The sequence below is a fragment of the Bradyrhizobium sp. 35 genome (assembly GCF_023073215.1).
In the GTDB taxonomy this organism is placed as follows: domain Bacteria; phylum Pseudomonadota; class Alphaproteobacteria; order Rhizobiales; family Xanthobacteraceae; genus Bradyrhizobium; species Bradyrhizobium canariense_D.
In genome coordinates this window covers 1-11,330 of record NZ_JADPJC010000112.1, presented here as the reverse complement: position 1 = coordinate 11,330, position 11,330 = coordinate 1, and the positions used below count along the sequence as shown (strand labels likewise).

12 protein-coding genes and 1 pseudogene are annotated in these 11,330 nt (G+C 59.1%); 1 reads left to right on the top strand and 12 read right to left on the bottom strand.

What is annotated here, in order from left to right; genetic code table 11:
- The 11 genes from IVB36_RS23115 to IVB36_RS23065 all read right to left on the bottom strand — a co-directional run.
- Positions 1-288, bottom strand: a 288-nt coding sequence (locus IVB36_RS23115; protein WP_247390905.1) for a transposase, incomplete at its 3' end; no start/stop codon positions are given.
- A gap of 747 nt (positions 289-1,035) precedes the next feature.
- The gene (locus tag IVB36_RS23110; protein WP_247299034.1) at positions 1,036-1,395 is read right to left on the bottom strand and encodes a hypothetical protein; all 360 of its coding nucleotides are present in this window, start codon (positions 1,393-1,395) and stop codon (positions 1,036-1,038) included.
- Positions 1,396-1,406: 11 nt separating this feature from the next.
- Positions 1,407-1,646, bottom strand: coding sequence for a nitrogen fixation protein NifZ (locus tag IVB36_RS23105; RefSeq protein WP_018457702.1), 240 nt, complete (start codon positions 1,644-1,646; stop codon positions 1,407-1,409).
- On the bottom strand, positions 1,643-1,963 hold the full coding sequence (locus tag IVB36_RS23100) for a nitrogen fixation protein NifZ (RefSeq protein WP_018457701.1): 321 nt from the start codon (positions 1,961-1,963) through the stop codon (positions 1,643-1,645). Before IVB36_RS23100 ends, IVB36_RS23105 begins: the two co-directional genes overlap by 4 nt.
- A 1,108-nt stretch (positions 1,964-3,071) precedes the next feature.
- Complete coding sequence (locus IVB36_RS23095; protein WP_247299039.1) at positions 3,072-3,293, bottom strand: 4Fe-4S binding protein; 222 nt, start codon at positions 3,291-3,293, stop codon at positions 3,072-3,074.
- Positions 3,294-3,308: 15 nt separating this feature from the next.
- Positions 3,309-4,865: a nitrogenase cofactor biosynthesis protein NifB gene (nifB, locus tag IVB36_RS23090; RefSeq protein ID WP_247393107.1), complete on the bottom strand. Its 1,557-nt coding sequence runs from the start codon at positions 4,863-4,865 to the stop codon at positions 3,309-3,311.
- A gap of 628 nt (positions 4,866-5,493) precedes the next feature.
- Positions 5,494-7,611 (bottom strand): prolyl oligopeptidase family serine peptidase, encoded by a 2,118-nt coding sequence (locus tag IVB36_RS23085; RefSeq protein WP_247393105.1) that lies wholly within the window; start codon positions 7,609-7,611, stop codon positions 5,494-5,496.
- A gap of 478 nt (positions 7,612-8,089) precedes the next feature.
- Complete coding sequence (gene nifT / locus IVB36_RS23080; protein ID WP_247393103.1) at positions 8,090-8,311, bottom strand: putative nitrogen fixation protein NifT; 222 nt, start codon at positions 8,309-8,311, stop codon at positions 8,090-8,092.
- Positions 8,308-9,501 (bottom strand): cysteine desulfurase NifS, encoded by a 1,194-nt coding sequence (gene nifS, locus IVB36_RS23075; protein ID WP_247393093.1) that lies wholly within the window; start codon positions 9,499-9,501, stop codon positions 8,308-8,310. The genes nifT and nifS overlap by 4 nt, the downstream gene beginning before the upstream one ends.
- Positions 9,502-9,519: 18 nt before the next feature.
- Entirely contained in the window at positions 9,520-9,813 is a 294-nt protein-coding gene (locus IVB36_RS23070; RefSeq protein WP_247359577.1) for a NifU family protein, read from the bottom strand.
- A 39-nt stretch (positions 9,814-9,852) separates the two neighbouring features.
- A complete protein-coding gene (locus IVB36_RS23065; protein WP_018457691.1) occupies positions 9,853-10,173 on the bottom strand; it encodes an iron-sulfur cluster assembly accessory protein in 321 nt (106 codons plus the stop codon).
- A 328-nt stretch (positions 10,174-10,501) separates the two neighbouring features.
- Between IVB36_RS23065 and IVB36_RS23060 the strand changes: the two genes are divergently transcribed.
- Positions 10,502-11,092 carry a hypothetical protein gene (locus IVB36_RS23060; protein WP_247285937.1) on the top strand — a complete coding sequence of 197 codons (591 nt, stop codon included), beginning with the start codon at positions 10,502-10,504 and terminating at the stop codon, positions 11,090-11,092.
- A gap of 148 nt (positions 11,093-11,240) precedes the next feature.
- Here the strand turns inward: IVB36_RS23060 and IVB36_RS23055 are convergent.
- Positions 11,241-11,330, bottom strand: a pseudogene (locus IVB36_RS23055) (IS5/IS1182 family transposase); the annotation flags it as partial.

Genomic DNA, 11,330 nt, shown 5'->3' with positions numbered 1-11,330 from the left:
GGAGTCGATCGACAAAGCCACTCGGTCCTTGCCGCAGCGGGCGAGCGCTTCAAAGATCGCCTGCCAATGTCCGCGCTTAGCCCAGCGATTGAACCGATTGTAGATCGTCGTGTAAGGGCCATAGTCGGACGGGCAATCGCGCCAGCGTGCGCCGCACTGGAGCATGTGAATGATACCGCTGATAATGCGTCGATCGTCTTCGCGCGCCGGGCCGGTCTGGTTCGTTGGCAGATGCGGCTCTATCTGAGCCCACTGCTTGTCGTTGAGCCAGAACAGTCCTTTGCGCATCGAAGTCCCCCGTGCCGAATCAACTTGGCACGAGGGAATCAGAACTCGCTAATTAGGTACAGACCCTAATGATGGAGTAGAGCGGATAGGCCGGGACAGTCGCACTGCCTCACTTGCGCGCGCATCACCAACCGGCGTTCACGGCGAGTGCACGGCGGTGGACCTAAGGGCGAGTACTCACAAAGGCACATCTTACAAAGCCTGAGCGTTATTCCTCGTCAGCAGATCGAGCACGGCTCGCTGATCCAAACTTCATCTACCGCAGTATCCTTGGTTTAATAAGCCACGTTGACGTTCCCAGGCGATTCCGTCCTCAGCGAACAGTTCTGGGAGACCATCGCCTGTCCCCGTCTTATGGACCCGATGGACGAGCGAGCGACCTGATCCTGATATTCCCGGGCCGGGCACTACGGCATGGCAAGCAACCCGCGGGCCTAGCCGTCCTGTGTGAGCTTGGCACCGGCAGGCGATTGCTTGATCGATTTGCCAGAGCGCTTGGCCAGCACAATGCCGGCGCGCTGCGGATCATTCGTGATCTGTAACAGTGACCTTCACTGTCGAGTAGATGCAGGTCGAACCTCCAACCCGGCGGAACGGATTCTGCGTCATCTCGGACGCCTCGCAACAAATCCAGGCAAGATGTGGAGCTTTCTGCCGGAGCGTCAGGCAGGGCTCAGAGGCTGTATGAATAGCGGCGAGCGTCTACTCGATCTCCGTCAAGGCGCCTTCGAGCACCATCTCCACGATCTATTGCCAGAACAAACGTTCAGGGTCGGCGTTCAGAACCGCTGTCGCCAGGCCAAGCCGTTGATGGGTTGAATGCCACTCCCAAAGGCCCCTGCGGTGATCTTTGCGGAGCAGCTGCCATGCCGCCGCAGTCCTATCGTGGTGCAGCAGCGCGACGTCGACGAGGCCGCCCTCCGCATTGATATTGCCTGAGCAGCACGGGCTCTCGACCAGATAGCCACCAGCAACCGCTGTCACCTTTGGCGAGACATATCGGTAGTGCTCGCGCTTCTTCAGCGCGCGCACGATCCGCCACCGGTCGAGCTCGTTGGGATGCGCAGGCAATCCGGAATGATGTCGTCTGATGATTGCTGCGTTCATTGCGCGATATCCTAGACTGCAGAGATTTCTGCCTCGAGGCAGCCAACCACCAACTGCTTGCCGAAGTCGACCATATAAATGGGTAGGTTCGCTCCCGTATGGCGACCGACCTGGACGATCTGACCAATATACCCGACGCTGACCAGACACTCTTCGGCCGACGCGCCGGGAAAGGAACCGTCGTTGAGCAGATCGATTGCCGCCTTGACACGTTGGCCTGACCGGTATTTTGGCGATCTTGGTTCGATCATCGGGGTGCCGCTCCTGGCAAGAACGGCTCCTCGCCTTCGTGGCTTGGCGAGACTAGATCGAGCTCCTTGCATTTCATGCCGACGCGATTGCCGGAGCCGAGGAATTCGACTCCATAAATATAAAATTGTTGCAGGAACGTGCCGATCGAGACGACATAGCCAAGCTCCCCTTTCTTGACCAGAACCTCACCGATCTCCTTGCCCACATAGGTGCCGTCGTTGCGGATGGTGCGGTTGGCCCGCACGTTGTCACCATAATCAAAGAAGGGGGCGTCCGTCAGCTCGACGATGTCACTATCACGGGCGATGTTGCTCATGCTGCCCTCCCCGCTCCATGGTTCAACTGTACCGCGCCTCGCGAGCGCCCGGGCTTACGAACCGCCCTATCATGATGCTCGATGGACCCCCTCCATTCCCGCACGGCGGCGCTTGGGGTCGCGGATTGCATGAGCCTGTCGGGATCCCGGTGCAGCAACATCAATGCCCGCAGCCTAAAATCGAGACGATCGAGACAACTATCCGTGAGCCCATCGTTGATGTTGAAGAAGCCATCGACGCGGCACGCGCGTCTGTCATCGAGCCGGGCGTGCTTGAGCCGGCCGCGAGCCGCGTGCTTCAGCGCGGGATGCGCACAGCTGACAGAGTCGACCTGATTACCCCGCCAACCGAGGGCATTGTGGACGTGATCACTCACGGTCCCGCCCATACGCTCGCCCAACAACACCTTGGCGCTAGCATCGTCCGCCGGACAAAGCCCCAGCAGCCTCCGACAGTTGCCGTCCTTCGCCGGGTTGCCCGAGACGCACCTGCAAGTCGGCAATAGGCGTTGAGCGAGAACAGGAAGACCCGCACGAGGTGCTCTCATAGCAGCCGAATTCCAACTTGGTGGCGCCGACCGCACCGGTGGCAGGAAATTCGTTTCCGCATCACGTGATCGGGTCCGAACGCCATGCCGCGGCGCAGGTGTATTTCTGCACCTTCATCGAGGTGATAGGATAGCCCTGTCGCCCTGTGATGATGCTTAGCCGGCTCGATACCGCGCGACCAAGACACGGCTCGGTGAGGACGCCCTCTCTCGGATGACCAACTGAAGAAGGCCTCGGGCATGAATACGCCTGTTCAATGATGGCCGCACGTGACTGGATTGATATCGTGGAAGACGGGTCAGCCCTTTGTGGGTCCATCGGCGAAATTGATCCTTGACACCCAAGACAGCGGCCTTCGGGTCGACAGGAATAGCTCGAGCGCTCCCGCCCACGTGCGCGTTGCCAGAATATGGGTCGACAACTGGCGAAAAGGTTAGCGACCAGCGAGAGCCGTCCACCCGGTCTGAGAAGGGGAAAGTCGTGGCCGGCGCCTCGTGAAGGCGGAGCATCATCCGCCCGAGTTTCTGAACGAGTGTCGTAGTGACATCCATCGTGGCCCTCAAGCAGCCTGGTGACGCGGCAGCGCCGTATCGAGCACGCATGTATTGTCAACCGGGCAAACCGCCACGCATTGGGGCTCATCAAAGTAGGCGGCGCACTCGGTGCATTTCTCAGGATCGATCAGGAAAACGCCGGCTCGCTCGGAAATAGCGAAGTTCGGGCACTGCGTTTCGCACGCCGAACAGCCCGTGCATTGCGAGGCGATGATCTTGAACGGCATTGTCTGAACCCATCCTCAGGCGGCGGAAATCAGCGCATTGCGGCGGGCCGCCGGATCGACCCGCTCAACGTGCTTGATCTTCCCCTCATTGACTTTATGGAGATAGAGTTTGAACCAGGCGATCGCCGAGCCATCAATGAACTCCCAGGCGTACTGATCGACCGGTTCGATTCCGACCTTGATCAATTCGGCCTTCGGGCAGCCGCCGATCTTTGACACGAGCACGGCATGGCAGTCGTTGATGGCATCGATGGCGATTTCGAGCTTGCTGTCGTCGCCATGGCCGCCCTGGCAATAGGAATGAATAGGACGATGGCCAACGAATTTTGCGCCCGAAGTTGAGAGCTCGTAGATCTGGAACTCCTTGGCATGACCGAAGTGCTGGTTGATCAATCCCGAGCCCTTGGTTGCAACCGCCACCAGCACCCTGATTTCGCTGGACGCGCTGGCAAGCCCAGCAAGCTGCTCCTGCTTGGCCGCAAGCTTTGCAATGCGCGCCTTCTCGACTTTGGCCTGATACTCCTTTCGGGCCTGTTCATCATATTTGATGTCCATGGCCATGATCTTTTCCATGGTGAACTCGGCGCCGCGGTCGTCCCCGAGCAGTCCGACGGCGTCGGCGCGGCACTGGCGACAGTGACGCATCATGTTCATCTCGCTTTCGCAGCTATCCTGCAATGCTGTCACTTCCTGTGCGGTCGGGCCGCGTTGCCCGCTGAGACCGAACACGGTGCCGTGCTCGGGTGACGAAATCAGCGGCATCACGTTATGCAGGAAGGCGCCGCGCGACTTCACGGCCTTGTTAACCTCAACCAGATGCTGATCGTTAATCCCGGGAATCATCACCGAGTTGACTTTGCACAGGATGCCGCGCGCGGTGAGCATCTCCAGGCCCTGGAGCTGCCGATTGCTGAGGATGCTTGCAGCTTCAATGCCGGTGTAGCGCTTGTGGCGGTAAAAGATCCAGGGATAGATTTTTGCGCCAATATCGGGATCGATCATGTTGATCGTGATCGTCACGTGATCGACCTTAAGTCTTGCAATCGTGTCGACATGATCAGCTAGCGCCAGACCGTTGGTCGAGAGGCACAGCTTGATATCTGGCGCGAGTTTATTGACGAGCTCGAAGGTCTTGAATGTCTTGTCCGGATTCGCCAGGGGGTCGCCAGGGCCAGCAACGCCGACCACGCTCATCTGAGGGATGGCGGAAGCGACCGCCAGCACCTTCTTGGCGGCCTGCTCCGGCGTCAACTTCTCGCTGACAATACCGGGGCGCGATTCGTTTGCGCAATCGTATTTACGATTGCAGTAATTGCACTGGATATTGCAGGCGGGTGCGACGGCGACATGCATCCGGGCATAATGATGGTGCGCCTCCTCGCTGTAGCAGGGATGGTTCTTCACCTTTTCCCAGACCTCATTTGGCACATTGCCGATGCCGGCCTGAGATCGGCACCTGGCCTTGCCGCTCCCACCGACCGTACCGCAGCTGTTGTGCTTAGCCATGACTTGCATGGTCTCGCTGATCTCGCCGCCGCCGCAGGCTACCTGGTGTTGCGCTGAAGTACTCATTTTTCCAATTCTCTTCGCAAGCCGAATCCTTCCAGCAAGCATCCCCAGAGTCGTTTCTGAAAAGCCAAGAGCAACTGGCGTGCCATACCTGCCACAAACGTATTTTGTGTTTCGCTCCAAGCAGTTAGGCACCGTCCGTTCGAATGTCCGTTATATCAACTCATGTTCGAAAGCTGACAGAATTGCGATCACAAGAGCGCCCGGCAGCGCTATTACGAGGGCGGTACGCTGGTTCATCTATGCCCTTGGGCAAAGAGCATGGCGGCTGGTGTCGTTGAAAGTTGATCTTGTCGCCGAAATGTGACGCGTATGCAAAGCACAATCCGCAAAAGACGTTCCGGACGCGCTTTGAAGGACAACTTGAACCGGCGATGCTTCCTAGATGCAGACAAGAAACCCGTTACCCACCTATGTCGTGAAGATCACGCGGGCCCCCTTCCTGACACTCCGGACGCATTGTCGGGCAGGTGAAGAGAAATGCCTGGTGCCCAGGGTCCCGACGGCCACGAATTGGACCGTGCGTCCAAACGTTGGTAGGCATCTCGAATAGGTGGTGCGGGTGTGGACACATCAGATTCGTAAAGCTGCAGCCGCCTCGGTCGACATCGCACGAACTGCCGTCCAACAACTACACTGCGTCGCTCCCGTCCTCGGTATCCAGCCAGCCGATCCTGCTCTTCAGGAAACGCAGGCCCAGCACCAACAAGCCGGCGTGCTCCCTGTTGTCCTTGCCACAGCCGTGGCCGCCGGCGGCATGCTCGTATAAATAAGCCTCATAGCCCATCGCCTGCAGCTTCGCTGCCATTTTGCGGGCATGTCCGGGATGGACGCGATCGTCCCGCCGCCTGGTGGCCATCAGGATCGGTGGATAGGACTGCCCGGGTCTTGCAGCATGATAGGCAGAATAGGTCTTCAGCCACTCCCACTCCTCAGCGTTGTCGGGATCGCCATATTCGGCAAGCCAGTTCGTCCCGGCGAGCAGTTTGGTGTAGCGGCGCATGTCGATCAGCGGGACGGTGCAGAACAGTGCGCCAAAGAGCCCAGGATATCGCGTTAGCATGTTGGTAATGAGGATGCCGCCGTTCGATCCACTCTCGGCCCCGATCCGCTTGGCCTGTGTCACGCCGCGCTTAACGAGATCGGCGGCGACGGCTGCGAAATCGTCATGCGACAATCTCTTGCCGGCCAGCCGGCCGGCGTCGTGCCAGCGCGTGCCGAACTCACCGCCGCCGCGCAAATTTGCCTGAACTGTGGTGCCGCCGCAGTCAAGCCAAAGCTTACCGAGCGCGGAATTGTAATACGGTTTCACGGACATTCCAAACCCGCCATATCCGCTCAGATGGACCGGCGCGTTGCCGGTCTGTCTGACCGGGCCGGTCTGTAGGTAGGGAATTCGCTCACCGTCGATCGAGACGGCCTCGTGCCGCGTGACCACGCAGTGCTCCGCGGCAAACGTCTTCGGCGCCTGCTTCAGCACGGCGGGACTGCCAACGCCGCGCTCCAGCAGGATGAGGGACGGCGGGGTGAGCGGATCCTCGACGTGAGCCAGCAAGTCGCCATTGCTCTCGGACGGATCGCGATCGAGAGACCAGATGTCGACGACGCCAAGATCAGGAAGCCCGCCCAATTGCTCGCGGTTCCAGCGATGATCGGATGGAGTGCAGATCTCGAACACTGGGCGGAGTTCGTCGAGAATACAAAGCGCAAGCTTGCCCGCACTCCAAAAGAAGCTCTGCAGCGCGCGGCGCGGGCCCGGCTCGAAGAGAATCTCGAACTGGCGGCTGCCCGCCAGGAATGCCGGCAGCGCGATGACGAGCACCGTATCCGCGGCATAGGTGTGCCCTGCCACAGACCAGGATTCGCGCGGCTTCAGGGCAAGCCAGTTGCGATGCGACCGCATCCAGATGTTACTTGGCAAATCGAGCCTCGTCTTGGCTCCCGTTTCATCGCCCAGCCAGACCACGCAATTGGAGACGTCTGTCGCATCGAGGAACCAGATCCTGGGCGGCACGACAGTGTCGTCAACACTGCAACCGACTGACACATGAGCGGCCTTGGTCTCAAAGATCACTGCCGCGTTGTCAACATGCGTACCACGCCGCCACAGCCTCACCGTGCGCGCATAGCCGGTGGTCGCGGCCATGCCGTCACCATGAGAGCTTAACAACACCAGCGTATCAAAATCGAGCCATACGCCGCTGCCTTTGGCTTCCGGCAAGACAAAGCCATCGTGGATGAAGAGCTTCGTGTCTGAGTCGAATTCACGCAAAGTGATGGCATCGCTTCCGCCGCGCGATAGACTCAATATCCATCGCGAGTGATCTCCAGGCGGTGCGGCCGTGGCGTTCAGAAGCCAGTCTTTGCCTTCGCTGACCGCAAGTTGATCGAGGTCGAGCAGGATGTCCCATGATGGCTTCAGCCTGCGATACTCTTCCAGAGTGGTTCGCCGCCAGAGGCCGCGTGGATTATTGGCGTCCCTCCAGAGATTGTAGAGATACTCGCCGCGCCGGCTGACATAGGGGATATTGTCAGGTCGGTCGTAAATCGCTGTCAGCGCATCTCTGTCTCGTTCGGCTGCGGGTCCGCCAAACACCTCCAGGGTTCTGCTATTCTGCCGCTCGACGAAGTTCAGCGCCCGCGCGCCTTCTATTTGTTCCAACCACAGATAGGGATCATCGTCAGGAGCGGAGGGCGTTGGCCTTCCAGTTCGCGAGTCGTCGACGCTCCTTGTATGACGATGCGTCATTTACAACCTTAGTCTTCGCGCAATTCGACTGATTCAAGGATTTGCATCGCGACCGTTGCATCACGATTTGCGAGCTACGACTTGGCCCGGTGCGAGATCCAATCCTCTCGAAACTGTATCTTGCGGAGTTGCAGCGATTGGCCTGACGCTGTGAAGATGTGCGGAATGTAACGACCGGGCTGGCGATGTCAGCACAATGGGCCCTCGCGAGGCCTCCCCGGCAACGCCATCTCGCTGGCCCAACAGTGCAGGCCTAGGCCGAGTATTGCGTTTGACACCATGCGTCGGCGCCATCTTGGGTCCCAAGGACGGTTCGACCGCTTCCGGAGTCATCGGCAGGTTCGGCTGGAACCTTCGACCACACGCCAAGCCAAAGCCAGGGATTGATGTGGCCTTCCTCGCAAAGGCCGGACCGCTGCGCCAACAACAGCTTTCGCATCCGCTGGTTTGGCGAGGTTCTGTGGAGTCGCAGCATTCATCATTCGGTTGCTTCGCCGTCGCGCTTCCTAACATTGATCGTAATTGGAAGGATGGTGTCACTCGCCATCGCGGGTAGGTCGAGCACCCACCCGTTCGCGATTCTAATCCAACCACCCCACAGCGTCTCGTGCTCACATTCGACAATCGACTCCTCAAGATCCTTCTTGGGCACATAAATCGAAAGCCCCGTCTCGGGCGAACGGCGAATCATGACCTTCATAGGAGCTCCGCAAGTTGTGAGCTCTCGCCCGCGCGCTCCTGACACGCACGCCACAAGGCTCTCTGTTTGGCATTGATGTCCGCCAGGACTTGCAGGACACGATCGATCTCATCCGGCGCCGTCTCGCGCGACAGCGAGAAGCGAACCGCACCGCGCAAAAAAGTCGGTGGTACTCTCATCGCGCGCAGGACATGGGACGGCTCCATCGAGCCGGACGCGCAGGCTGAACCGAGCGAGGCGGCAATTCCGTTGCGGTTCAGGTGGTCGACGATGGCCTCTGCTTCGAGATGCTCGAATGCGATGTTGGACGTATTTGGCAAGCGGTTTTTGGTATCACCAAGCACGATGCAACAGCCGAGAGCGAGAATGCCTTGCTCCAGCCGGTCGCGAAGCATGCCAATCTGCGTCTGCTCTTGTATGAGGTGTGCCGCAGCGAGTTCCGCCGCCTTGCCGAGCCCAATAATGCCCGGAACGTTTTGGGTGCCAGCGCGGCGATGCCGCTCCTGTGCGCCGCCGAAGATCAGCGGTCGGAACCTGATGTCCTTGCGCACATACAGCGCGCCGATCCCCTTCGGACCATGGAGCTTATGGCCGGAGAGCGATAGCATGTCGATGTCCGTAGTCTTCAGGTCAATCGGAATCCGCCCGACCGCCTGGACCGCATCGGTGTGAAAGAGCGCGCCGACTGAGCGCGCCATCTTGGCGAGGGATTTCACCGGAAAGATCGTACCGGTCTCATTATTGGCCCACATGACCGATGCGATTGACGTCCGCCTCGACAATGCGTTGCGATAATCCTCGATGTTCAATCGGCCGCTTGCATCGACCGGAATGACATGGGTCTTGATTCCGCGTCGGCCCAGCTCCTCGGCAAGGGACAGCACGGCTGGATGCTCAACGGCCGTAGTGACGATCTCGTCGCGTCCCTCCTGCACGGCGAGCGCGGACAGGATCGCGGTGTTATCGGATTCAGTCGCGCCCGAGGTGAAGACGATCTCGTGATCGAATGCCGCGCCAACGAGGCCCTGCAGCTTCCGGCGCGCTTGTTTCAATGCGGGCGCAACCTCAATGCCGAATGCATGCCCGGACGACGCATTGCCGAATTGCCCAGAGAAGAACGGCAGCATTGACGCGACTACCAATGGATGTGCACGGGTCGTCGCGTTGTTATCCAGGTAGATCGGCTGCACGGACTGTCCGCTCTGCACTTAAGGCCCCTCTTTGGCAGCTGCGGGGAGCGGGATCAGGCGGACGAACTCGCCGAGCCGCTCGATCAGGCGCGCCTGAATGGCCGCGAGCGTCGTTCTCGCAAGCTTGCATAACATGCAGGCGCCGGTGAGCCTGACCATGATCTTGTTGCCTTCGATTTCGACGAGCTCACAATCCCCACGATCACGCCTGAGGCTTGGCCGAATCTCATCGAGCACGGCACGGACAATCCGCTCGCGATCGGAAGCCTCTGCACTCGAAGACTGCTTCGTTCGTTCAGCCTTCAGGCCCATGTTCGATGCTCCTTCCATTGCGAATGGTCCGAAGGCGACTCAGCTGAACGATTTGCCGCAGGAGCAGCTCGATTTGGCATTTGGGTTATCGAAGCGGAACCCTGATCCTTCGAGCGACACCACGAAATCGATCGTGGTGCCGTTGAGATGCGCCCGGCTCGCCTTGTCGACGAAGACTTTGATCCCGTCTTGCTCAAACACGGGCTCATCGGAGACCGGCTCATGAGCAAGACCCATTTTGTACGTGAACCCTTGGCAACCGCCGCCTTCGACCATGACCCGCAAACCGCTTGCCGGCTGGGCCGTCGAGGAGATTGCGGCCTTCAGTGCGTTGATGGCGCTATCCGTTAGGCTGATCATTTCTGGCTCGCTCTCAGTTTCTGTCGGAGGCACAATTCGCAAATCCCATGCCAATCGAGATGCAGCTGAAGTCCATTGGTTTTGAAGGCGGCGACCATTCGATTTGCGACCTGTCTGATTTGCGACAGGCGGTTTTCGGGCGTCCCGCCCTTTTCCGGCCGAGACCTCGTGATGGTGCCAGCACGTATTATCCCTGCACATTGCGCCAATCCGCCGCTTACCGTGTGCGTCGCTGCAGACATGGGCGCACGGCAAACAACTTGCATAAGGTCAGCGGACACGCCGCATTGGCGATGCATGTACACGACAGATTGATGAGGAGCCTTCCATGACGTCGATCGACAACACCGCTCTTGGCCAGTTGGACAAGGAGGGGCGGTTGCTGAATGCGGTGCTTAAGACGGAGACAACGAAGCCGGGGCGATTTGGATTTCGGGGCGACATCGCGCTGAAGTTCCAAGCCCAGCTCGCCGACGAAAAACGACCGCCGGACTATTCCATTGAACAAGTTCTTGCAATCGCGCAGGAAGGCGAACCGACTATCCCAGTCCTTGCCGGATATCTGCATTCGTTCGGGTATCTACCTGAGGCTGCAAAGGTTCTGGATGGTAGGCTGAGCCCCAAAGGCAGCTATTTCATTTTCTGCAACAACATTGATCTGCTGGCGAAGTACCGCACCAAGATAGGCGACATCACCTTCCGCATTCTGCCTTGCGACGAATCAACTGTCTGGAAGGAGATGATGGACCTCGCCGGCGTCGACAAGAATGACATCAAGAAGCTCGGTACGGCCGGTAGGCTCGACTACCTGCTCGACGCGGCCAAGGACATCGGTGGATCATACAGGGAAGTTTCATACGAGGACGGCCTGGCCAAAATGGAGCCGGTGAAAAACAGAAGCGAAAACCGCCCCGTCTGAGGCAGACCTCTCTCTCACCAGCTCGACGACTATGCCGCGGAGAGAGTCACTGCGCCCGCTTCACCGGGACTGGCTCTGACAAACCCTGGTGATGGACTACCGGCCTCCCTTTCGGGAGATCACACGGCCACTCTGCTAGGGTTCAGACTCAATTGATCCAATAAGCGACGAGAGCGGCGAGGTGGACGGCGGCCAAGAAGTTTCTGGCAAGTTTGTCGTAGCGAGTAGCAACACGCCT